The following is a 23,364-nucleotide window of genomic DNA, read 5'->3' as shown; positions in this document are numbered from 1 at the left end:
TCCATGACATATCAACTAGCAATAGTAGATAAAACGTTCGAAAACGGCAATTACGCCAAGTACAACGGTCATGGGTTCCTTAGATATGTCGAAGAACTGACTGTATATGAAAATGCATGCCATATGAGTCAAATTATGTGGACCATCCTATTTCGTTACCAAGGAGCGACCAATTCGCTCATTGAGAAACCTATAGCGAGCACGAGCAACTTTATTCTCCAAGTTATAAAGAGCCAACGGTGGATGCCTTGGCGCCTGATGCCGATGAAGGACGTGGATGGCTGCGAAAAGCCACGGGTAGCTGCCTATCTAGCTTTGATCCGTGGATATCCGAATGGGGAAACCCGCCATGAGTAGTCATGGCACTCTGGCCTGAATATATAGGGTCAGTAGAGGGAACCGGGGGAATTGAAACATCTAAGTACCCCGAGGAAGAAAAAACAACATGTGACTCCCTTAGTAGCGGCGAGCGAAAAGGGACCAAGCCTAAACCCAACTGGTGTGATAGCCTGACAGCGTTGCCAGTTGTGGGGTCGTGGGAACTATGACGTTTAGCTATGTCAGAAGCTAAGAAAGAGTTACAAAGTCGATACCTAGCAGAATCGTTATGGAAATCTTAGCCACAGAGGGTAATAGCCCCGTATGTTAAAGGTATTCGACCTCTTTTGTTTAGTCTCCCAAGTAGCGCCGGATCCGGGAAAGCCGGCGTGAATCTGCGAGGACCACCTCGTAAGGCTAAGTACATATCAGGCGACCGATAGTGAACTAGTACCGTGAGGGAAAGGTGAAAAGCACCCCGGGAGGGGAGTGAAATAGATCCTGAAACCGTTGGTTTACAATCAGTCAAAGCTAGGCAACTAGCGATGGCGTGCCTTTTGAAGAATGAGCCAGCGAGTTACGGTGTGTGGCGAGGTTAACCAGTGATGGGTAGCCGGAGCGAAAGCGAGTCTGAATGGGGCAATTTAGTCGCACGCTGTAGACCCGAAGCCGAGTGATCTATCCATGGGCAGGCTGAAGCGGGAGTAAGACCCCGTGAAGGGCCGAACCCACCATAGTTGAAAATATGGGGGATGACCTGTGGATAGGGGTGAAAGGCCAATCAAACTCGGTGATAGCTGGTTCTCCCCGAAATGCATTTAGGTGCAGCGTCAGATGATCAGCGTTGGAGGTAGAGCACTGGATGGGCGATGGGGCTTCACCGCCTACTGACCTCAACCAAACTCCGAATGCCAACGCTTCAACAGTCTGGCAGTGAGACCACGAGGGATGAGCTTCGTTGGTCGAAAGGGAAACAACCCAGACCGTCAGCTAAGGCCCCTAATTCTTGGCTAAGTGGTAAACGATGTGGGATCGCGAAAACAACCAGGAGGTTGGCTTAGAAGCAGCCACCCTTCAAAGAGTGCGTAATAGCTCACTGGTCGAGTGATCCCGCGCGGACAATTTAACGGGGCTCAAGCCAAGAGCCGAAGCTACGGACTTCCTATTTATAGGGAGTGGTAGGGGAGCGTCGAATCAAGCTGTGAAGCAGAGGTGGAAACCATTCTGTGGAGCTGATTCGAGTGAGAATGCTGGCATAAGTAGCGAGAGAGGAGTGAGAAACTCCTCCGCCGAAAACCCAAGGGTTCCTGGGCAAGGCTAATCCGCCCAGGGTGAGTCGGGAGCTAAGACGAGGCCGAGAGGCGTAGCCGATGCACAACTGGTTTATATTCCAGTACCACGACAGATGCGTTATTCAGCGATGGAGGGACGCAGGAGGATAGGTGATCCCGGGTGTTGGTTATCCCGGGGAAAGCGTGTAGGAGAGGGCCCAGGCAAATCCGGTCCCTATAAAACTCCAAGGCGTGATTCCGAGCCGATTCAGGCGAAGTCATTGATTCCAAGCTGCCAAGAAAAGCTTCTAGTGAGTATCTGTGGTGCCCGTACCCCAAACCGACACAGGTGGGTAGGTAGAAAATACTAAGGCGATCGGGAGAACTGTGGTTAAGGAACTCGGCAAAATACCTCCGTAACTTCGGGAGAAGGAGGGCCCATTAGGTGAGGAGATTTACTCTCCGTAGCTCAAGTGGGCCGCAGAGAATCGGGGGAAGCGACTGTTTACTAAAAACACAGCAGCGTGCAAAGTCAAAAGACGACGTATACGCTGTGACGCCTGCCCGGTGCCGGAAGGTTACGGGGAAGGGTTAGCCCTAAAAAGCGAAGCTCTGAACCTAAGCCCCGGTAAACGGCGGCCGTAACTATAACGGTCCTAAGGTAGCGAAATTCCTTGTCGGGTAAGTTCCGACCTGCACGAATGGCGTAACGACTTCCCTACTGTCTCAACCACAGACCCGGCGAAATTGAACTACGAGTAAAGATGCTCGTTAGCTGCATAAGGACGGAAAGACCCCGTGGACCTTTACTGTAGCTTGATGTTGATCTTTGGTACAGATTGTGTAGGATAGGTGGGAGCCTATGAAGCGAAAGCGCTAGCTTTTGTGGAGGCATCCTTGAAATACCACCCTGTTTGTATTGAGGTTCTAACCTAGATCCGTTATCCGGATCGGGAACAGCGTCAGGTAGGCAGTTTGACTGGGGCGGTCGCCTCCTAAAGTGTAACGGAGGCGCCCAAAGGTTCCCTCAGACTGGTTGGCAATCAGTCGTTGAGTGCAATGGCAAAAGGGAGCTTGACTGCGAGACTTACAAGTCGAGCAGATGCGAAAGCAGGGCATAGTGATCCGGCGGTAGCGTGTGGAAGCGCCGTCGCTCAACGGATAAAAGGTACCCCGGGGATAACAGGCTCATCTTCCCCAAGAGTCCATATCGACGGGAAGGTTTGGCACCTCGATGTCGGCTCGTCGCATCCTGGGGCTGTAGTAGGTCCCAAGGGTTGGGCTGTTCGCCCATTAAAGCGGTACGCGAGCTGGGTTTAGAACGTCGTGAGACAGTTCGGTCCCTATCCGATGCAGCCGCAGGAGACCTGAGGAAGGCTGTCCCTAGTACGAGAGGACCGGGACGGACGTAGCTCTTGTGTGCCAGTTGTCCCGCCAGGGGCATGGCTGGTTAGCAACCTACGGAAGGGATAAGCGCTGAAAGCATATAAGCGCGAAGCTCTTTCCAAGATGAGGTCTCCCACAGGGTTAACCTGGTAAGGCCCGTGGCAGACTACCACGTTGATAGGCCGGAAGTGTAAGTGTGGCAACACATTCAGCTGACCGGTACTAATCGGCCGAGGGCTTGGAGCTAAATATAAAGCTCGTGCTCGCTATAGGTAGCTCGATGATTCGAGCAACCAAGATATTCCGGTGGCCATAGCGGCGGGGAAACACCCGTTCCCATTCCGAACACGGAAGTAAAGACTGCCAGCGCCGATGGTACTTGGGGGGCAACTCCCTGGGAGAGTAGGACGCCGCCGGATATATATTTGATAAATGAGCGAAGCTACATTGGTAGCTTCGCTCATTATGGTTTAATTCGTTTTGGCAGTGGTGGTGCTTTTAGTTTTCACTTCCACTCGGTATATCCTTGATGGTGATTTGTATATCTATATTTTGGGGTGACGTTTGAGAGCGCGATCGCGTCGGTTCTTCTATCAAAGTTGGTTAGTCGGATTAGCTGTGTTGGCTGGTGCCTGCGGTAATACTGCTACGACCTTAGCGAAGGTTTCAACAGCGCCTAGGCCTGGTAGTGCGTCGTCTTCTACCGCGCTTTCAATTTCTGGGTCGCTCCCTGGTCAAGGTGGTGGAGGTACTACTTCGACTTCGCCTTCTTTTTCTCATGGGGTTAGTGGTTTGCTTGGTGGGCTGCATTGGATCATAGCGGCGAATGTAATTGGCCTCTTGGACAAGAACGGTAGTAATGCTTTGGCGCGGCGAGCCTTTGATAATTCGAATACCAATATATTGCTGAATGGTAATGTTCTGCCCCGACCACTTGCTAATTGGGGATCTACATTTACTTTCGATCTTCGGTCTGTTCTTGGGGTTAACGCTTCGCAGCTGAGTTCTTCGAAGAATGCCGGCTTTGGTTCTGTTCTTTATGATCCTGAGCATTGGAGCTTTACTCCGATTTCTGAGCAAGAGAATGTTTCGTTAGCGACTGAGAGTCTTGTGCGATTGGCTCAGCCGTCGAATCTTTCTGTTATTGTCGCTCCGGGTTTGGATCTCATGGCACTTTCGTCGCCGGGCGAGAATCGTGCAAGTGCCTTTTTGGCCTCTGGATTGATTCAATCTATCTCTAAGGTGGCCTTCGGAATAGTGATTCAGAGCCAATCCATGGAGACCTCCGTTGCGGTCTATTCAAGGTTCGTAAAACAGGCCGCTGAGCTGGCCCGGAGTGTGAATCCGACCATTTCGATCTATGCCGGTCTTTCGACGGGGCCAAATGGTCAAGTTGTGTCAAGTTCCCAGTTGGTGCGTGATGTGGCGGCTACACACTCCTTTGTCTTAGGTTATTGGCTGAATGTTCCGGGGCAGGGCCCGTCTTGTCCTAAATGCGCTGTTGCTAACCCAGAGGTTGCGGTTGGCCTCCTTGATGCGTTGGCGTAGTGGTACCGTCAGCCTTTGTGATAGTTTTTTTATGGTGATTATCGCAATTCTGGTAGTTCGACTCTTGAAATCTAGGTGTGACTTCCACAACAGGGGATTCGTGATTTGTTGATTCGACCAGACGGTAGCGCTAGGGTCAGTGGCGACTTTTACTCAGAAAAATTAGCTGGTCGTAAGGTTTGATTCCCAGTGCTCGCTTTATTTGTTATTTAGCGGTCGAAGGATTGAAGATCGTTGGATTTGAGGCTCCTTGTTGATGGGACTTAATTGTTGTCGATGAAGGATGGGTCCGTTATGGCCAAGATGTTCTCGTGGGATGAATCATGGATTTTGAGTTGGAAATTCCTATTAGGTGATTAGGACTCCCACCTAGGAGCCAAGGCAGCATTCCCTGGTTGTGATGGGGTAGGGCTTAGGCGCCTTTATTTTTGGTACATTTTGGTTGGTTGCCATGGTTATGATGGCGTTTTCTACTTGGGGGTCGGTGGTATCTGTGGCTTTCGCTTCTCTAGTGTTAGTAGCTCTTGGTTGAGTTCTTCGACTGCACTTGTTGGATCGTTGTGGTGCCAACCCTGTGCAATGATGATACTTTGTCGCACTCTGTTGTCTAGATGCGCTCCGTAAGCGATTGTCGTTGGTTTGACTCTGCTTGTAGATGAGATTGTGATGGTTCCTGCCTCTATAGTTGCTGCAATCATCTTTGAGAGTTCAGTAGTGGCGGTTTTTTGGGCCCCTATATAGATGAGGCGTTGTGAAGTAATATAAAAGTCTCCCTTATCTGTGGCTTCTGGGTAAGGAGTGCCCGAGACCACGTGACCCTTCGTCTTCCCGACGCGATACCGTATGGTTCGACCCCCGATCTTGGCAACTGGTACTGAGATTCCGCTCGATTTTCCTACGTATGTACTTGGTCCTTTTTTTATCTCTATGAGGCTGACGCTAGTTATTACCAAGAAGACTGTTTCCCCAGGGAGGAGGTTCAGATCATCGGGTCGTATTCCTTTTCCAGTCTTAGCCATCTCGATCGTATCTAGTAGGTCTTGGCGCTCTTCCTGCCAGATGTTGAGCTCTGCGTTGTATCGATTTAGAGCGCGTGCGAAGATCTTTTGGTCACGGATATCACTGATACGGTGGGCAATTTGACTAAATGAGGTTTGGCTTGTCTTGGGTTGTCTGCCTGCTTTAGATTTAGCTGGTGATCCTAGAGCGGTTGAATCTCCAGTTGGTTGGGCGATTTGACCAAATGAAGTTTGTGTAGAGGTAACTCTAGTTTTAACTATTACGTATACCAAAAGAATTGGCAGCGCGATAAGGGTCATTCCTAAGACGATATTAGCAATTATGAGTTTTGGCATCTTTTTGTAGTGGCGAAAGTGACCGACTATTGATGGCGACATGTAAATGGATAAGAGTATTAGCCACGCTATAAGTTGAGCGGCCAGTGGATTTGAAGCAGCTGCTAAAAGCAATTTATCTCCTTTTGGACCATCTCTTACAAAGTAAAAATCAGCTTTGTCTCGTTATCTTTGAAATCAGTGCAAAGTTTATCATAGTGGTGTATCAATTCGATTTTGGTTTTTTTATCGAGTGATCTATCGACGGGTTGCATCATGAGAGTTGTTTATAATTATTAGGTTTACAGCTGAGGTATTGGGCTTAGGTATTGGGCTTAGATGACGCTTGAATTATGTTTGGTTGGTTTTATTTCAATACTTATGGGGAGGGTAGCCTGAGATTTAGCTTTGTCTTTACCGTGGCCCTGCTTGGTGTCTAGGGCCGATTACAGCTGGATGTGACTTGGTTTAGTTGGACTCAGTCTCTGTCTCATCTTGTTCTCTGCAATTTTTCGACCGAGTCATCTCTAGGTTTCGGTTTTTTTGATTGAGATTTTGTATAGAAGTGGGGGATAATTCTTGGGACCCTCAAATGTGAATCGATTCCTTCGAGGTGGAGCTTGGTTTATAGAGATTTAGTGAATTGGTTTTCTCTGAAATTCAATTGTTTTGGTCAACCAGAATAGGCGTATCGAAAAGACCACTAGAAGTGCTTCTCCAACAAATAGTTTAAGTAGCGTTCGATGGTTTAGTCCCAGACCACTGAGGGCTATCGCGATGGTGGCCGCAATCAGAATGATAGTAATGCTCGCCAATGCCAAGCCAACTTTTATACGATCAGAGAGGCTAAAGGTTTGCGAGTCGTAGTTGACTTTTACTTTTTGTGAAGATGAATTTGGGTTGCCATAGTAGTTTTGGGCGGCGTCAGAGAGCATTCTTGTTTGGCGTGAGTAGCTGTAGCTCCAAAAGGGAATTCCTACAAGTGGCAATACCATGCAACTATAGGTGAGGATCATTTTGATCTTTTGCGCCCTGGTCGCGCTTTTGAACGATTTGAAGGTGACCCCAGCTAGTTCGGGTAGTTGCTTGATTGTGGCAAGGAGGCCGTAGATGCTGCGAGTTGTTTTTTCTTTTTCGGGTGGATTCAAGGCGAGTTCCACCCCGGAATGTGCACTGTCTATGTCCTTATATTTCCCGAGAAAATATAGAAGTTCTCCGACACGGGCGGGATCGTTTGGGTCGTGGCCATAGATTTGGGCTATCTCGAGCACGAGCGTAACTTGTGCGCAAATTGCCGATACAAACGCCCCAGGGAGTGCCGCATAGAGCGAGGTGCCTGAGATTGCACCGTCGATCCGTGCTCGACGAATCGCGCGAGCTGTTGATGCTTGCGCTGCTAGAGATGGCTCTTTTTTCAACTCTAGCTCTTTAGCGGCCGCTCTTTGGGCAGTTCCGGCCAGACTCGGTGTGAGAAAATACGCTATGACTTCATCTACCCGAGTTGGATTCTTCACGATTGTTTTGAGTGCGCTACTTTGATTATTGTTCAACTCAGACAAATTAGCTCGCTTTGTGATAGTTGGGCGGTCCATGGATTTTGGGTTAGCTGGCGCTTTGATCTGAGAGATCTTGGCAATTTTTATTTTAGTTGGAAAATGGCAGTTATGTCATATTATTTTGTCTTGCCAATAATTAATGATCACAAGCCAACAGGGGAGCCAACTTGATGGTTTTTTGTCCAATTTATCGATGGATGTGACTTTAGGAGCCGAGACTATCAAGCAGATAATTGATTTTTCAGCGATCATCTTGGCATCGAGACCACGAGCTAGGGCGAACTGGTTGATTAGTAACTCCCTCGATCTATAGATCAAGCATCGTCGGCTGCAGACGATCAAGGCTTCGTAGCACCATGGAACCCCATCGAATACGTTACTAGCAGGCAATTTGTCTGCCTCGTTGGATTCGTTGTCTCATGGAGTGGTTAATTTGGCCCGGAATTGATCTTTAAGCTTGTCCGTGCGGGACTTTTTTTTTATCGGTAACCGTTATCATTATGGATAGTGTTAATCGTAATGATTTCGGATAAGAGTGCTAAGTAATGGTGAAGACGTTCCGGCTCCAGTTAATTAGGGCGATCGTTATAATGCTGGCTGTTTTGATGGTTGCTAGCTGTGGAACCACCTCGACATCAGCTTTGACGCAGTCCAAGGGTAATTACATTACTGCTGTAGCTGCTGAGGATACGTGGGGAAGTCTCCTGTCGCAGCTTGGCGGCAGATATCTGCATGTTCTCAGTGTCATCACAGATCCAAATGCCGACCCTCACGCCTATGAAGTTTCGAACTCTGTAGCTAGAGCCTTTTCTTCCGCTTCGATAGTTGTGATCAATGGGGCTGGATACGATGATTGGGCTGCCAAGGTCTTAGGCGCCACACCGTCGAAGACTCGACAGGAGTTAAATGTGGCTGCAGTGCTAAAACAAGGTGTTGGAGCGAATCCACATTTCTGGTACAGCCCAACTTACGTGCGTCGAATCGTGGCTGTTATGGAAGGCGACTTGATAAAGGCCATGCCTACGCATAGGGCGTATTTTGAGGCGAATTTTCGCCTGGTCTCAAAGCGATTGGACGTGCTCTATCAAAGCCTAGCTAATTTATCTCGGCGCTATCACTCCATGGCTGTTGCATCCACGGAGGATATTTTTGTCTACTTTGCGCGGGCTTCGGGCCTCAATCTGATCTCACCTTTGAGCTTTATGGCTGCGATAGCCAATGGAAACGATCCTCCAATTTCGTCTGTTGTCACCTTTGAGGAGCAGCTACGTAGCCATAGCGCACGCCTTTTGATCTACAATACCCAAACAATCACTCCACTTACCAGTTCAATCAGGGCCATGGCCATCAGGAAAGGAATCGGTGTTGTGGGGATTTCTGAGATCATCGAGCCCGTAGGTGCGACATTTGAAGCGTGGATGGGATCTCAGATCGATCGTATCTCAAGTGCACTTGGTCGATCGATAACTACTAAAAACCAAGGCCAGAAGGGTTGATAGATCGATATGTCTAATGTGACGTCAAACGATTCAAAGATGGTTGTAGAGGCCAAGAACCTAGGAGTCGGATACGGCCAAGACCTATTGTGGTCCGGTGCCAATATCTGCGTTGGCCAAGGGGAGTTTGTGGCGATACTTGGCCCAAATGGTGCCGGAAAGACAACATTATTTCGTGCTTTGCTTGGGAATATTCAAATATTGGAGGGTGATCTTAAAGTCTTTGGAGGAGCTCCATCCAATGCGCGAAGTCAAATTGGCTATGTGCCCCAGAGGCGATTCATAGATTCTGAGATTCAGATTGACGTTAGAGAGTTTGCTATGTTGGCGCTACTTGGAGGTAACTTTGGTCCCGTCTCTCGCGCGAAGAAGGCTCGAGCAAGACAACTGGTAGAGGAATCCTTACGGCTGGTAGGCGCTGAGGAGTTCATAGGCAAACGGATTCACGAACTCTCTGGGGGTCAACTTCAACGGGTCTTTATGGCTCAAGCGATGGCTCGATCGCCTTCGATGCTCTTGCTCGATGAGCCCTTGGCAAATCTCGACATGAGAGCCGGGGCCAATTTAGCCCAAGCCATATCGGATTTGGTGAAGAGTCATAACGTTACTGCGCTTTTAGTCGCACATGATTTGAACCCTCTTTTGCCCTATCTGGATCGGGTTATTTACATCGCCAACCATAAGGTCGCTACGGGAACTCCAGATGAAGTCTTTACCTCGGAGAACCTCTCGAGGCTATATGGAATGTCGGTCGAGGTCTTTAGGGACGATCGGGGCAGAATTGCGATCTTTAGCGAGCTAGAAGGAGGTAACCACCATTAATATCTTTGGTTCTATTACGAGTGGCTCAACTTTTGGTATCAACTTGTTCTCTGATTTCTCATTTATGTGGACCTTTTCGTTCATGAGAAATGCATTTGAAACCGGAACGATTGTAGCCATTGTGGCAGGAGTAGTCGGTTATTTTGTCATTATCCGTAAGTCTGCCTTTGCAGCCCATGCACTCTCTCACGTGGGATTTGCTGGAGCAGCCGGCGCTGTCTATCTGGGTTTGAGTCCTATTGTGGGTCTGCTCTCCTTCACCATGGGTGGGGCGGTCTTCATGGGAGCATTAGGCAAGAAGGCAGCATCTAGAGATACTCAGATCGGGATAGTCTTGGCATTCATGCTGGGACTTGGAATTTTATTCATCTCTCTCTACCAGGGTTACTCTTCAGAGGCCTACTCCATTCTTTTCGGACAGATTTTAGGGATATCTTCTTCAGATGTAATTTTTACTGTTATTTCAGGTGTGGCGGTATTGGCGGTAGTGATCATTATCTACCATCCTTTGCTCTTTGCCTCTGTCGATGAAGAAGTCGCAAGTGCATCTGGTGCGAATGTGACTCTTATTTCGCTTGGTTTTATGATTTTGGTTGCCTTTACCGTCTCGATTGCGGTTCAGGTAATTGGCGTACTTTTGATCTTTGCGCTTTTGGTAACGCCTGCGGCTGCAGGAGTGCGACTGACTGGTCGTCCCCTGTTGGGTCTCGTCTACTCGATAGCTATTGGATTATTGATCACTTGGATTGGCCTATTTTTGGCCTTTTATTCGCCATATCCTGTCAGCTTTTTTATAACTGCTATAGGTTTCTTGGTCTACCTAGGTGTCCGAGGATTTTCATGGTTTCGTCATGATCGTTCTAGGATTGTCCGAGCGCTCTAGTTGATTTTGCCGTATTGTTGCATTATTGGGTAGCGAGCTGGGTCCAACAGACCCTATTTGATGATTGGATGGGGTGATGGAAGTTCAAAATTCAGGTGATGACCTTGGGGCAGATGCAAATTTAACTAGCGGTCAGGTTACTCAGGCAAGGGGGCGTGCGACCCGTCAAAAAAAGGCGCTCTCGGAGGTCTTGGAAGAGGCTTCAAACTTCTCAAGTGCCCAAGAATTGCACTCCAAATTGCGTGAGCGAGGTTATCGAGTTGGGCTGACTACGGTCTATTCGCAGCTTCGAGTTCTTGCGGAGGCGGGGAACATTGACTCTGTCCTCACTCCCTCAGGCGAGACGCTTTATAGACTTTGTTCCCTCTCCTCTCATCACCACCATCTAATCTGTCGAGATTGTGGAGATGCAATTGAGATCGAAGCTGCTTTAGTTGAGAGCTGGACTAATGAGGTTGCAAAACAGGCTGGATTCACCGATATCTCTCACACCATCGAGATTGAGGGAAGGTGTCAGCGGTGTAGCTTTGAGATTTCTCGGAGGTGAAATCTCAAACTTGCTCAACCTCAAGATCTACCATAAGATATCTTTTATCACTTTGGAAGCTGACTGATTGTCCGCTTTGGCGGCGCACTAGAGCTACTTATCTACCGGTTGGCCAATTGCGCTGGCTGGTTGCGCTAGTCAATTACACAGCTCACTTACACAGCTCACTTACACAGCTCAATTACACAGCTCAATTACACAGCTCAATTACACAGCTCAATTGCGCTGGCCGCTAGAGCCTTCTTGCTGGTCGATCCTACTTGAATAGTTCACTTTTGTATAAGCACTCGTAGCTTTAAATTGTTACTTAGATGCCAGGGCCGAAGGCCCCCTTGCGGTGTAATTTCCTTCGATCGGATTGCTTGTCGATGCGTTGTGGTAGGGGACTTGGCTTTTTGATGGTAGAATCTTTAACTTTGCCAACTTGGCATGGTCAGAGCCACTAGGTCGTCAAACATCGACCGTAAATCTGTCCCATCGTCCCTTGAAAGTCGTATAACGGAGAATCAGTGTGAGTAGTAATAAAGATTTTGAAAATGACAAGGGCGATGGTCGAGCTAGTAAGCGAAGCGGACCTGACGGCGAAGGGGGATCGAGCGATCCAGGAACAAAGCGGATCTTTCGATCAAGTTCTTCCGAGGGTGAAGGCGACTCGGGGAGAGGCTCCTTTGAACGTAAGCCTAGAGCCCCATATGTCCCAGGTGCTAACACCACATCAGACAGAGAGGGCCGGGGCGGTTACCAAGGTCGTGGCGGAGATCGTCCAGGCGGAGATCGTCCATTTAGATCCCGTGAAGATCGACCAGGTAGAGACAAGCCATTTGGAGACCGGGGAGACCGTGGTGGTTCCTTCCGTGAACGCGACGACCGTGGCGGATCCCGAGGTGGATTTGGTGGCGGCTCAGGTGGCGGCTCAGGTGGCGGTTACCAAGGTCGCGGCGGAGATCGTCCAGGCGGAGATCGTCCATTTAGATCCCGTGAAGATCGACCAGGTAGAGACAAGCCATTTGGAGACCGTGGAGACCGGGGAGACCGTGGTGGTTCCTTCCGTGAACGCGACGACCGTGGCGGATCCCGAGGTGGATTTGGTGGCGGCTCAGGTGGCGGTTACCAAGGTCGCGGCGGAGATCGTCCAGGCGGAGATCGTCCATTTAGATCCCGTGAAGATCGACCAGGTAGAGACAAGCCATTTGGAGACCGTGGAGACCGGGGAGACCGTGGTGGTTCCTTCCGTGAACGCGACGACCGTGGCGGATCCCGAGGTGGATTTGGTGGCGGCTCAGGTGGCGGCTCAGGTGGCGGTTACCAAGGTCGCGGCGGAGATCGTCCAGGCGGAGATCGTCCATTTAGATCCCGTGAAGATCGACCAGGTAGAGACAAGCCATTTGGAGACCGTGGAGACCGGGGAGACCGTGGTGGTTCCTTCCGTGAACGCGACGACCGTGGCGGATCCCGAGGTGGATTTGGTGGCGGCTCAGGTGGCGGTTACCAAGGTCGCGGCGGAGATCGTCCAGGCGGAGATCGTCCATTTAGATCCCGTGAAGATCGACCAGGTAGAGACAAGCCATTTGGAGACCGTGGTGGTTCCTTCCGTGAACGCGACGACCGTGGCGGATCCCGAGGTGGATTTGGTGGCGGCTCAGGTGGCGGTTACCAAGGTCGCGGCGGAGATCGTCCGTTTAGATCCCGTGAAGATCGACCAGGTAGAGACAAGCCATTTGGAGACCGTGGAGACCGGGGAGACCGGGGAGACCGTGGTGGTTCCTTCCGTGAACGCGACGACCGTGGCGGATCCCGAGGTGGATTTGGTGGCGGCTCAGGTGGCGGTTACCAAGGTCGTGGCGGAGATCGTCCAGGCGGAGATCGATCCTTTAGAGATAACGAGACTAAAGGTAAATCCTGGGGCGGAGTAGCCGAAAAGGGAGCTGCCCATGTAGCGCCTCGAGAAGATGAAAAGCTTCATTCAACTCGAGATCAAATCGACGAGAGCCAATACACTCAGCCGCAACCACTGCAAAAGTGGGAACCTCAGGTGGCACAAGAGCCTGAAGTTGAGGTTCCGGCTCAAAAGAGTCAGAGGCGCATTGTTGGTGGGATTGTTGGATACAACGTCGATGAGATTATTCTGCGCGAGTCTCCAAAGGGGCTCTCTACCTTCAAGGTTAATCAAATTCGACGTGATCTCGCAGAGGGTATCCGAGCCTATCAAGCAGATCGATACAAAGACGCTGAGCGAAACCTAGTAGCTGTTCTAGAGCATCTTCCTGTATCTCAGAGCATAAGAGAGGTGCTAGGTCTAACCTATTATCGCCAGGGCAAGTGGAAGCTTGCGATTGAGCAGCTTGAGGCATCTGCTTCAACGACTGGCTCTGTCGATCAAGGACCTGTGATAGCGGACTGCTATCGAGCAATGGGTCGCCACAATAAGGTGCGCGAGATCTATGAGGAAGTCGGCCTTGTCTCTCCTTCGGCTGAGGTTATGGCTGAAGCTAGGATTGTTTTGGCAGGATCTTTGTCGGATCAAAAGAAATATACCGAAGGTATAGCTCTGCTTTCTCGATTTGAGACCGTTCGGCGGGTAAAGCCACGACTGATCGATATTCGCCAGTGGTATGTGCTGGCTGATCTGTATGAAAAGGTCGGAGATCTAGAGCATGCCCGTAATCTGTTTCGTAAGATTACAACATGGGAGCCAGGAATATATGACGTCGCGGAGAGACTGGCTGACCTGCGCTAGCCTGTAGTCGCATTTATTTGATTCGCTAGGATATTGGCGAGGATGCCAAGAGCTGTTGAGGAGGAATTGACGTTGACGATAGACGTTGAATCATTGTTGGGTGACGATGCGAAAGATCTCCTTTCGCATCGATGTGTGGGAATTCCTAAGGAGAGTTTGACTCTTCCTGGAGCAAATGTTCTTGATGAGATCTTCGCGCTCTCAGATAGATCTCCCCAGGTATTGCGTTCGCTCGCTTCTCTCTATGGGAATGGTCGTCTGGCCAACACCGGCTACATCTCTATCCTTCCTGTTGACCAGGGGATTGAGCACTCGGGTGCCGCCTCATTTGCTAAGGCACCACAATATTTTGACCCAGCAGCCATATGTGACCTTGCTATCGAAGCAGGGTGCTCCGCAGTGACCACAACCTTGGGTGGATTGGGAATTGTTGCTCGTCGTTATTCGCATCGAATCCCAATGATCGTCAAGATCAACCACAATGAGCTTCTAACCTATCCAGCCAATCCTGATCAAGTGATGTTTGGACAAGTTCGCCAAGCGTGGGATCTAGGAGCGGCTGGCATTGGTGCCACTATCTACTTTGGCTCAGAGCAATCTACTCGTCAGATCCAGGAGGTCTCCCACGCCTTTGCGGAGGCTCATCGTTTGGGGATGTTTACTGTTTTGTGGTGCTATCTTCGAAATAATGCCTTCAAGGTGGACGGGGTTGACTATCACCTATCTGCTGACCTTTCTGGGCAGGCGAATCACCTGGGTGTGACTATCGAGGCTGATATCATCAAGCAAAAGTTACCGGAAAACAATGGCGGATACATCAAGGTCGGCTTTGGGAAGACGGACCCGTTGGTCTACAGTGACCTCACTACCGATCACCCAATCGATTTAACGCGTTGGCAAGTAGTCAATTGTTACAATGGTCGAATTGGCTTGATCAATTCCGGTGGGGAATCCAAAGGTGCTACCGATCTAGCCGAGGCAGTTAGAACGGCTGTTATCAACAAGCGCGCAGGTGGTAGTGGCTTGATAGTTGGCCGAAAGGCTTTTCAACGTCCGAGAAACCAAGGTGTTGAGCTCTTGAATGCAATCCAAGATGTCTATCTAGACACATCTATCGATGTTGCATAAGCCCTCAAAGTAGAGTCTTTTCTCACGCTTACGTCGGCGCCCCCTAATGCTGAGGGCGCCGACTTTTATTAGCAGACCCTATCTATCTCGATCTTTGTCGTTAATTTGGAACTTCCATTTTCGATGCCAAGTGAGATGCTTGGGTCTTCTTTTTGTAAAGAGCGGTAATTTTCGAATGCTATTTGGTGAACTCCAGGAAATTTAATTGAATATCGCACACCTTCTATTCTTGGTCGCTGCTGGTTTGGTTGCGGGTACCGTTAATTCGATTGCCGGTGGTGGATCGCTGATCTCCTTTCCAGCACTGCTTTTCGTCGGCCTGGGTCCGATAGTGGCCAATGTAACAAATTCTTTGGCCTCGCTTCCTGGATATATAAGTGGGACCATTGGATATCGCCGGGCCCTGCCTCATCAACGGCATCGTTTGATTCAAGCTTCGATTGCATGTGTCTTTGGATCTGTCGTTGGTACTGTGATACTGCTCACAACGCCGGTATCATACTTTCGCGCTGTGGTTCCATTTTTGATTTTAGGCGCGTGTGCGCTGTTAGTCTTTCAAGAGCGTATCTCTTTGTTCGTCTCTTTCTCAAAGGTGAGTTCAAAGAGCAAATGGGTCATGCCCTTGGCCATTGGTATCTCGGCGATCTATGGATCCTATTTTGGCGCAGGGTTAGGTATCATCCTTCTAGCCATTCTCTCCATCTTTTCGGATGAGACGTTGCAGAACAATAATGCTCTAAAGATCACGCTCTCGGTAGTGATAGCTTCAGTGGGCGATCTGATCTATGTTTTAGTCACCCACGTTGCATTCTTGGACGCTGGTGTGATGGCGATCGGCTTCATTTTGGGTGGATTCTTAGGCGCTAAGATCGCTAGTCGTCTCAGCGCGAGAGTTTTGCGTATCTCTATTGTTATTTTTGGTGTTTGCGTCAGTTCTATCTTGTTCTACCAGACCTACCTATGAGAAGGCACTGATCTATGAGAAGAAACTGGCCTTTTAGAGGAGACTGACCTTATAGAGGGGACAGGCCTTTTAGATGGGATCGACCCGGAGAAGGCACCGAGGATCTCCTTCGTCTAGGAAGTGGTTGTCTCCTCCTTGGAACTAGCTATTTTGACTATTGATTATCTGCCTCTTTGAGTATGAGAGCCGGAAGTGGTTTGGGGTAAAAGAGAGTCGATTTCGCTCTGAGTGGCCTGTGGTTGATTGCACTATCTACGATCTCTTCAATTGGAGTTTTAGGACAGATCATCGCTATCACCCCAGGTGCCGTTGCCTTTGAGATCGCATAGTCTTTGTCGCTTGAATATTCTATTTTTGCGCTTTCGTCTGCGCCAAGGCGTTCTTCGACAAGGCTAAGTGCAGTCGATATTGACGATGAAATTGGAAGTTTCATTTTTGTATTTGAAGTTATCAGTGTGACGTATGGCCCAGGTAGATCGATGGAGGCCCCAGTGAAGTGCTCTTTTAGCTCCAAAAGTGCTGATTCGATCTCATCGTTACTCCAAGATACTGAGAATATCCGATGAATTGGCCGGATGAGGTGGGAGGCTTGGTCTATCGCACAGACAAAGGCAATCATTTCAATAGCGGATCCGGCTGGTTGACTGGCTAGTTCGACCTTTGCTCTTTGGATGCGGTGATGGCCATCGGCTAGGATTATTTGGGAGGATTCGATCGCCTCTTTGATGAGTGCTTTAGCACTTGGCTGAGGTAGAACGAAGATTCTATGAGCGTATGAATCGTCATCTTGGGTTCGAGAGATTGGACCGATTTTCATGGGCGCTACCTCTTGGATTATCTCGCTGTCTATTAAGGCCCAGATAGGCCCAACTCCTTCTTTAGCTAGAGAAGGAGCGATAGTAAAGTTAGCTGTCGCCTCATCTAGAGTTTGTTCGTGGGTGAGGATCTCTGAAAATGGATCTGTTGATGAATAGAGAGCTTCATCTGTGATTATTTCGGTTTCGTAACCCTTTTGATCTGGGAGATTTGTCATCCTGAGTATTCCAACTACCCCCATAACCCTTAGTGGCTCACAGGTTTGTGACCATTTGGAGATCTCATAGAGGTAATAACTTGACTCTTCATCTTCGACAAGATCATCTGGTTCGAAGGCTTCATTTGAACTTAGCCGTGCAAAGGAGAGTTCCTCTGTGTTGGCGCGGATGGCACGAAAGTCGCGAAAGTTATGCAATAGTGTAGCTCCACTCTTTAAAAGGGCCATTTGCTTGGCTTTGGTGTCATGGTAACTATAGACTCTATAGCTTCTAGTTGCACTTGTTGGAGTGGTTGGAGTGGTTGTTGGTCTCCAAGGGCCATTTGCTCGGAATGGATCGCCTGCAACTTTTATTGAATTTTGTTGAGCTAGACCTAGTGGACGTAACGGATAGCAACTTTAGAAAGGCTCTAAGCGGTGACGGAAGAGAATTGGGTAATAGATCTTGATGGAGTGATTTGGCTATTGAATGATCCAATTCCAGGATCGATCGAGGCGGTCGCTCAGCTGGTAAGGGCCGGTATAACCGTTACCTTTGCTACAAATAATTCAACCCTGACCAAGGAACAATACTCTCAAAAGCTTGAACGTCTCGGAATTGACATTCAAGCGACAAATCTTGTTACCTCCGCAATGGCTGCTGCGTCTATGGTGGCCCCAGGGAGTCGGGCTTATGTGGTTGGAGCATTTGGAATCAACGACGCATTGGCCAATAGGGGCGTAGAGGTTGTAGATGACGATGATGTCGATGTGGTAGTTGTTGGCTTAGATCGAGAGATCTCATATGCTAAGTTGAGCCGGGCTGGAAATGCAATTCGAAATGGTGCAACCTTTATAGCTACTAACACCGACGCTACATTTCCAATCACTGGTGGTCTTTTGCCAGGTGCCGGATCGATGGTCGCAGCTGTAGCCACAGTTGGAGGAAAGGCTCCACTGGTTGCTGGAAAGCCAAGCGCGCCCATGGCGAAACTTATAAGGGATTTAGTTGGTCAGCCTACCCTCATGGTGGGAGATCGCTTTGAGACCGATGGCGCCTTTGCCAATGAGCTTGCCTGCGGCTTTGGATTGGTGCTTTCGGGCGTATCTAAAGGTGTTCCAGATGGAGAGTCCAAGCCGGCTTATATTGCCGCTAACTTTTCGGAATTGGTCAACGAGGCAATTGTCAGATGAGGCAGGTGAGATCAGTCGGCTATGTGGTTGATTGCTACGTGGTTGATCGACCTTGGAGCTGGCCATACGGTCTGTTCGAGGATAAGTCGCTCTTTGGCATGGCTATAGATCTTTTGGGTTTTAGACGACCTTAGAATTTGGGGTTGGGTAGTCGTGCTGATAGATCTCTGATTGGGCGCTTCTTTTTGGTTTGGGCTGTGGTTCGTTGGTTTGGCGCTCCAAGAACATTGTGCTCCAAGAACATTCCAGGAAGATAAGGAGCGCCAATTTATAAGGCGAATCTACCTATTTTTGGGTGGATCTTAGATCCTTACGGCGCATAGCGATACCAGCGATCGATTCAAGTGCGCATCGGTGAGCGTTGTTTATTGTGAGTTCGGCCCAGTCAAATGGGGGCGAGACCTCCACGATATCGATAGCGACCACGTTGACTTCCCTGGTGATGCGTCGAATTATTCGCAATAGATCAACTGGGGCCATTCCTCCTGGCTCAGGGGTTCCAGTTCCGGGAGCGAATCCAGGGTCAAGGACATCTATGTCGATTGAGAGGTATATTCCTTTGGGCGAAGCGCTTGCCTCCTCGATTGCATCTGTGATCACAGCATGGTGGCCGCGCTCAAAGACTTCATTCATGGTATGCCATCGCATACCTTGTTCGCCCATCCATTCGAAGGTCTCTGCTGGTGGCCAATAGCCTCGAAGGCCAACTTGGACAAAGTGGCGTCCTTGGACAGCACCTGATTCTATTAGGCGTCTCATGGGAGTGCCATGGCTCGCATAGTTGCCATCTATCTCAAGGGCAGTATCGGCATGGGCATCGAAGTGGATTATCCCGATCTCTCCCCATCCGTGAGCTCGTGCGACGGCCGTCGCGCTGGGCCACGTGATAGCGTGATCGCCTCCGATAACTATAGGTATTATTCCTCGAGATGCAACTTCATAGACGCGTTCTTCGATAGCACTTCTAGATGCCTCCCACATTCCATGCGAGCAGATAGCATCGCCGAAGTCGACCACTTCGAGCTCTTCAAAGATCTCGATCCCATAGTCCATGTGATATGTTCCGGGCCCATATGCAGCAGCACGCAGTGATCGTGGGCCAAATCGTGCGCCTGGGCGATTTGTAGTTGAGTCGTCCCAAGGTGCACCCACTATGGCGATATCTGGCTCCCACTCATCGAGCTCTGAGGGTTCTGTCAGCAGCGGTCTCTGGGCAAAGGTGGCAATACCCTGGTAAGACGCGGTATCGAGCTGGGAGGCCATTCCTGGTTTGAGCTCTCTCTTTGGCATTGTGTGATCCTTTTCGTCTTGTCACTAGTGAAAATCTACAGAAGGTGGACACCTAATATCTCCTAAGCGCGATTCTATGTCCCTTCGGAGCGGCTTTAGGTGTCAGATGTCAGAATGCTACGAGTGGCTTCTTGGTAAATCTTGACAGATAAGGGTGGTAGGTATTGTAGGTTTTCCAATTTATTTATTGAATATTCCAACGAACTGGCGCGCTATGAGCCCCAAGGCATGGTTTAGTTTGATGCCGAGAGCGACAGCTATGGTCCATCTTATGTTGAGATTTGACTACATTCTCCCAGCGCAATAAGGTCTGCTACCTCTTTTAGCAGAGAGAGTATTATGCAAACTTGGTTTTAATGGTTTGAGTAATTCGAGCATAGGGTGGATTTAGTCCCTCATCTCCCTCATCTCTGTCGCTTTTGCCTCTGTCGCTTTTGCCTCTGTCGCTTTTGCCTCTGTCGCTTTTGCCTCTGTCGCTTTTGCCTCTGTCGCTTTTGCCTCTGTCGCTTTTGCCTCTTTGGCATGGTGAAATCTATCTGGGTTCTATTGTTAGCAACTGATTGTCAAATTAGTACTTCTTACTCACTCGGAGATATCTAGGTAAGATGGCTTTACAACTTCGGGTTTGCATCCAAATACGCGGATGTCATCTAATTTTCGCTTGGGTATTTAAGAAATCACATGATGTCTTTGCCGCTACGTCTTTGATTTTATCGAAACCTTGCATTTGAAAAGATGAGCAAGGTTCAAACTTCGTAATGGAGATTTCGATCTCTAAAAGTTTTCGGGATTTCAATCTGAGCAATTTGGGGACAATTTAAGGACTATCGTTGTATTGGAAAAGTTGTGGTTGAGTGATTGAAGAAACTGCGTTAGCTCCAAAGCTTCGGCAGGACCTGAAATTACCCGATAAGGAAAGTTAGTTGAGATTATGAAAGCACATCAGATAATACTTAGTTCGCGCCCTAAAGGTCATCCAACTCTGGATAATTTTGGCCGTAGCGACGTTGAATTGCCTTCACTTGGTGAGGGTGAAGTGTTGGTAAAATCCCTCTTTTTGTCGGTTGATCCCTACATGCGCGGTCGTATGAATGATGCTAAGAGTTATGTACCTCCATTTGCTATCGATGCTCCACTAGCCGGAGGAGGAGTTGGTGAGGTCATAGAGTCAAATACACCAGGCTTTGCAGTCGGAGACTTGGTTACCGGAATGCTTGCCTGGCGTGACTATGACGTTGCCGAGGCTAAGCACCTGCTAAAGATTCCAACCTCGAGTATCCCGGCAAGTGCCTATTTAGGCATTTTGGGAATGCCTGGCATGACTGCGTATGTGGGATTGTTTGACTTAGGCAAGCCTAAGAAAGGTGAGACCGTCTTTGTTTCAGGTGCTGGTGGCGCTGTCGGATCGGCTGTGGGTCAGATGGCTAAGATTGCTGGGGCCAAAGTCATAGGAAGTGCCGGTGGTTCCAAGAAGTGCGCGCGTCTGATTGAAATGGGCTTCGACGTAGCTATCGACTATAAGGAAGCACCGATCATGAACCAACTTATGGAGGCCGCTACCGATGGCGTCGATGTCTATTTCGATAACGTAGGAGGAGATCACCTAGTTGCTGCTCTTGAAGCAACCAATGATTTTGCGAGACTGGTACTTTGCGGCGCTATCTCACAGTACAACAACGAGACCTATCAGCCTGGACCTGGAAATCTATTTCGGGCAATCCAGCGTCGATTGACCATTACCGGCTTCATAGTTAGTGATCACGGCAGTCGCAGAGATGAATTTTTGAAAGATGTCTCTAGCTGGATTAGCGATGGCAAGCTCACCTACGATGAGACCTTTGTGGATGGACTAGAAAATGCTCCTGAGGCCTTTATGGGCCTGTTTTCTGGTTTGAATACCGGCAAGATGGTAGTTCGCCTCTAGATAGTCCGAGATGACAATTTCATACTTTTATGTCTAGGGTATTGCTGGAAGTCCGCTTGGGTTGACGGTCTCCACCGAGGAGACCGTCTTCCAGGCAGAATTTACTGGTGACAAAAAGAAGGGCGGGGTGAGATACGCCAAACGAGGATCATAGGTATAGGTCGTGTTGTAGCCTGAAACCGTTGCGCCATTATTAAACGAACCTTCGATATCTGCGTATTTGCCAGCCAGAGATCCGTCAAGATATATTGTCCCGAGCACCCCTCTAGATGTGTCCCAAAAGTGTTGGACCTCGAAAGAATCGTTCAACGTTAGGATCGCGGCCATTATCACAGGGTTTGTGCTTGGTTGAGAAAAGCAATTGTCGGGCGTAATGTTGTCGTTTGCAAAATTCGAGGAGACTTTGACGAAGCTTTGCGCAACTAGACCGAGGACGTCATTCGATGAAGAACTCCCGCAGTTGGTATATTCGAGGTTTCCATCGATATAGATATTGTTGTAAGAGCCAACTGTGATCCCTCCGGTGATTGTACCTTGTACTGCAACTTCTCCCTGGCTGCAGTCGAATGAATTTCCTCCAACGGTGATTTGGGTATTTACTGGACAACTTTGACCGGATGGTAGCGAATTTACGTAAATGGCGCCATTAGCTGGTAATGGCAAATTGCCGCTGCCGGTGCATCCAGCGTTTGTTGCTGAGGATGATGTCTCAGGGCTATAGACGCTCATTGATGATCCTAAAAAGACAATCGAAGTTGGTCCATAGTAGATGCAACCGCCAGCTTTTGCTGCGTTCGCTAATGAACTGTTGTTGGTAGGAAAGACAAGTGCTGGTTGGTGACTGGGATCTCCAGGATGGATGAAGGTGGGGTTGTCGCTAGAGTTCATATCGAAATATGCATTTTGTGGATCGATCCAGTATGGGTGGGAAGAGTATCCACTAGTTGTTGTTGATCCAGAATAAACCCGAGCGTTGAATTGCGGGGTGCCGTATAGGTAGTACATGTCATTTGTCATCAACGGCCCATTGAAGATTTGTCCGGTACCGTAGTAATTGATGAGTCCATAGCATGTATACCGCTCTGGTCCGGTGGTATTTTGATCATAGGAATAACTGTCAGAGTCGGAATCAGCCGGCGATCCGGCGGCGTTATCATTGGGTTGTGAGAATTTGTATCCACATTCAGTGGTGGCAGCTTTAGCGCTGTTAAATGCACTATCGAAATTAGGAGCTAGCGAGGGATCTACCATCATAGTGTCCGTCATAAGGAGGTAGTCTAAGAAGCCGTTCGTCCGCAGAGCTACTTTAATTGTTCTTGTTTGTGTTTGGGCTCCGTGAAGGGCAATGCCTGTAGACGTAAGATAGACGATACCTGTTGAAGCCGTATTAGAGGCATCTGGAGTGTAGTGAAAGTACTCATTTGTTGACCCGGGTACCGCGACCCACCCGGTAAATGCGCCATTTCCATCAGGCGGTAGATTAGATGCAGAGTACTTCCAGTAGTTTCCAGCTTGATTTAGTGCTATCTGGTTCATCCTGTTGAGGTAGTCAGTAACGCCAGATTCTGCCGCTCCTAGAGCGCTTTGGTAGTCTTGTGATCCTCGCGTAAGGGGTAATTGATTTACGGTAGCAGCATAAGTGGCCAGCGGAATTGCACTCAGTAGGAGTACCGCCAATATCGCCACAATGATGGCCAAATCTCCTCGTTCGCTATTGGGAATGTGACGATTATTTTTGGATAAGTATCTCCCGCGGTAGGCCTGCTTCGTCATCCGATCTTTTCTGGAAGTGACCTTCATTATTCTTTCCCTTTTTTTATGACGGATCGTGGCTTCAAGTTTCTTAATTCTCTTTTTTAAACTTATGTGGCTGATCCGCAGATGTTTTATCGTTTCATTTGGGATACTGGGTCAATAAATTTGGTAAAAAGAGCGAGGTTTGGGGCCGTTTATT

General features: G+C 49.0%; 16 protein-coding genes and 2 rRNA genes. 13 read left to right on the top strand and 5 right to left on the bottom strand.

What is annotated here, in order from left to right; translation table 11 throughout:
* Window positions 1–216 precede the first annotated feature (216 nt).
* The 3 genes from ACIDITHRIX25_RS77640 to ACIDITHRIX25_RS77630 all read left to right on the top strand — a co-directional run bounded on the left by ACIDITHRIX25_RS77640 (window position 217) and on the right by ACIDITHRIX25_RS77630 (window position 4,523).
* A 23S ribosomal RNA gene (locus ACIDITHRIX25_RS77640) occupies window positions 217–3,221 on the top strand.
* 56 nt (window positions 3,222–3,277) lie between these two features.
* Window positions 3,278–3,394: ribosomal RNA gene (rrf, locus tag ACIDITHRIX25_RS77635) — 5S ribosomal RNA — on the top strand.
* Window positions 3,395–3,539: 145 nt separating this feature from the next.
* Window positions 3,540–4,523, top strand: coding sequence for a hypothetical protein (locus ACIDITHRIX25_RS77630; protein ID WP_201733151.1), 984 nt, complete (start codon window positions 3,540–3,542; stop codon window positions 4,521–4,523).
* Window positions 4,524–4,993: 470 nt separating this feature from the next.
* Here ACIDITHRIX25_RS77630 and ACIDITHRIX25_RS77625 read toward each other — a convergent pair whose 3' ends face one another.
* Window positions 4,994–5,992: a hypothetical protein gene (locus ACIDITHRIX25_RS77625; RefSeq protein WP_052607181.1), complete on the bottom strand. Its 999-nt coding sequence runs from the start codon at window positions 5,990–5,992 to the stop codon at window positions 4,994–4,996.
* A gap of 500 nt (window positions 5,993–6,492) precedes the next feature.
* Complete coding sequence (locus tag ACIDITHRIX25_RS77620; protein ID WP_201733150.1) at window positions 6,493–7,416, bottom strand: hypothetical protein; 924 nt, start codon at window positions 7,414–7,416, stop codon at window positions 6,493–6,495.
* Window positions 7,417–7,958: 542 nt separating this feature from the next.
* Between ACIDITHRIX25_RS77620 and ACIDITHRIX25_RS77615 the strand changes: the two genes are divergently transcribed.
* From ACIDITHRIX25_RS77615 to ACIDITHRIX25_RS77580, 8 genes are all read left to right on the top strand, one after another.
* A complete protein-coding gene (locus tag ACIDITHRIX25_RS77615; protein WP_201733149.1) occupies window positions 7,959–8,909 on the top strand; it encodes a metal ABC transporter solute-binding protein, Zn/Mn family in 951 nt (316 codons plus the stop codon).
* A 9-nt stretch (window positions 8,910–8,918) separates the two neighbouring features.
* A complete protein-coding gene (locus ACIDITHRIX25_RS77610; protein ID WP_052604281.1) occupies window positions 8,919–9,731 on the top strand; it encodes a metal ABC transporter ATP-binding protein in 813 nt (270 codons plus the stop codon).
* Between the two features lie 82 nt (window positions 9,732–9,813).
* On the top strand, window positions 9,814–10,614 hold the full coding sequence (locus ACIDITHRIX25_RS77605) for a metal ABC transporter permease (protein ID WP_201733148.1): 801 nt from the start codon (window positions 9,814–9,816) through the stop codon (window positions 10,612–10,614).
* A 76-nt stretch (window positions 10,615–10,690) separates the two neighbouring features.
* Complete coding sequence (locus ACIDITHRIX25_RS77600) at window positions 10,691–11,161, top strand: Fur family transcriptional regulator (RefSeq protein ID WP_201733147.1); 471 nt, start codon at window positions 10,691–10,693, stop codon at window positions 11,159–11,161.
* Between the two features lie 536 nt (window positions 11,162–11,697).
* Window positions 11,698–13,074, top strand: coding sequence for a hypothetical protein (locus ACIDITHRIX25_RS77595; RefSeq protein WP_201733146.1), 1,377 nt, complete (start codon window positions 11,698–11,700; stop codon window positions 13,072–13,074).
* A 119-nt stretch (window positions 13,075–13,193) separates the two neighbouring features.
* Window positions 13,194–13,898: a tetratricopeptide repeat protein gene (locus ACIDITHRIX25_RS77590; protein WP_201733145.1), complete on the top strand. Its 705-nt coding sequence runs from the start codon at window positions 13,194–13,196 to the stop codon at window positions 13,896–13,898.
* Between the two features lie 42 nt (window positions 13,899–13,940).
* On the top strand, window positions 13,941–15,026 hold the full coding sequence (locus ACIDITHRIX25_RS77585; RefSeq protein WP_052604277.1) for a class I fructose-bisphosphate aldolase: 1,086 nt from the start codon (window positions 13,941–13,943) through the stop codon (window positions 15,024–15,026).
* Window positions 15,027–15,231: 205 nt separating this feature from the next.
* Entirely contained in the window at window positions 15,232–15,990 is a 759-nt protein-coding gene (locus ACIDITHRIX25_RS77580) for a sulfite exporter TauE/SafE family protein (RefSeq protein WP_201733144.1), read from the top strand.
* Between the two features lie 154 nt (window positions 15,991–16,144).
* Here the strand turns inward: ACIDITHRIX25_RS77580 and ACIDITHRIX25_RS77575 are convergent, their stop codons facing one another.
* Complete coding sequence (locus ACIDITHRIX25_RS77575; RefSeq protein WP_201733586.1) at window positions 16,145–17,377, bottom strand: DUF1015 family protein; 1,233 nt, start codon at window positions 17,375–17,377, stop codon at window positions 16,145–16,147.
* Between the two features lie 63 nt (window positions 17,378–17,440).
* Here ACIDITHRIX25_RS77575 and ACIDITHRIX25_RS77570 point away from each other — a divergent pair, with 63 nt between their 5' ends.
* Window positions 17,441–18,196 (top strand): HAD-IIA family hydrolase, encoded by a 756-nt coding sequence (locus ACIDITHRIX25_RS77570; protein ID WP_201733143.1) that lies wholly within the window; start codon window positions 17,441–17,443, stop codon window positions 18,194–18,196.
* Between the two features lie 285 nt (window positions 18,197–18,481).
* On the opposite strand, the gene speB is transcribed toward ACIDITHRIX25_RS77570, so the two are convergent.
* Window positions 18,482–19,459 (bottom strand): agmatinase, encoded by a 978-nt coding sequence (speB, locus tag ACIDITHRIX25_RS77565; RefSeq protein WP_349632172.1) that lies wholly within the window; start codon window positions 19,457–19,459, stop codon window positions 18,482–18,484.
* Between the two features lie 958 nt (window positions 19,460–20,417).
* Here speB and ACIDITHRIX25_RS77560 point away from each other — a divergent pair.
* Window positions 20,418–21,410, top strand: coding sequence for an NADP-dependent oxidoreductase (locus ACIDITHRIX25_RS77560; protein WP_201733141.1), 993 nt, complete (start codon window positions 20,418–20,420; stop codon window positions 21,408–21,410).
* Between the two features lie 33 nt (window positions 21,411–21,443).
* Here the strand turns inward: ACIDITHRIX25_RS77560 and ACIDITHRIX25_RS77555 are convergent, their stop codons facing one another.
* Window positions 21,444–23,210 (bottom strand): pilus assembly PilX N-terminal domain-containing protein, encoded by a 1,767-nt coding sequence (locus ACIDITHRIX25_RS77555; RefSeq protein ID WP_201733140.1) that lies wholly within the window; start codon window positions 23,208–23,210, stop codon window positions 21,444–21,446.
* Window positions 23,211–23,364: the final 154 nt, after the last annotated feature.

The sequence above is a fragment of the Acidithrix sp. C25 genome, from assembly GCF_904848545.2.
Note: the sequence above shows the minus strand (reverse complement) of the source record. Positions and strands in the feature narration are given on the sequence as shown.

What these genes read in the sequence shown, in the direction of transcription:
- ACIDITHRIX25_RS77555 (WP_201733140.1), bottom strand. Translation starts at nt 23,210, where the DNA reads ATGAAGGTCACTTCCAGAAAAGATCGGATGACGAAGCAGGCCTACCGC.
- ACIDITHRIX25_RS77560 (WP_201733141.1), top strand. Translation starts at nt 20,418, where the DNA reads ATGAAAGCACATCAGATAATACTTAGTTCGCGCCCTAAAGGTCATCCA.
- ACIDITHRIX25_RS77595 (WP_201733146.1), top strand. Translation starts at nt 11,698, where the DNA reads ATGACAAGGGCGATGGTCGAGCTAGTAAGCGAAGCGGACCTGACGGCG.
- ACIDITHRIX25_RS77605 (WP_201733148.1), top strand. Translation starts at nt 9,814, where the DNA reads ATGAGAAATGCATTTGAAACCGGAACGATTGTAGCCATTGTGGCAGGA.
- ACIDITHRIX25_RS77615 (WP_201733149.1), top strand. Translation starts at nt 7,959, where the DNA reads ATGGTGAAGACGTTCCGGCTCCAGTTAATTAGGGCGATCGTTATAATG.
- speB (WP_349632172.1), bottom strand. Translation starts at nt 19,459, where the DNA reads ATGGCCTCCCAGCTCGATACCGCGTCTTACCAGGGTATTGCCACCTTT.
- ACIDITHRIX25_RS77585 (WP_052604277.1), top strand. Translation starts at nt 13,941, where the DNA reads ATGCCAAGAGCTGTTGAGGAGGAATTGACGTTGACGATAGACGTTGAA.
- ACIDITHRIX25_RS77610 (WP_052604281.1), top strand. Translation starts at nt 8,919, where the DNA reads ATGTCTAATGTGACGTCAAACGATTCAAAGATGGTTGTAGAGGCCAAG.
- ACIDITHRIX25_RS77600 (WP_201733147.1), top strand. Translation starts at nt 10,691, where the DNA reads ATGGAAGTTCAAAATTCAGGTGATGACCTTGGGGCAGATGCAAATTTA.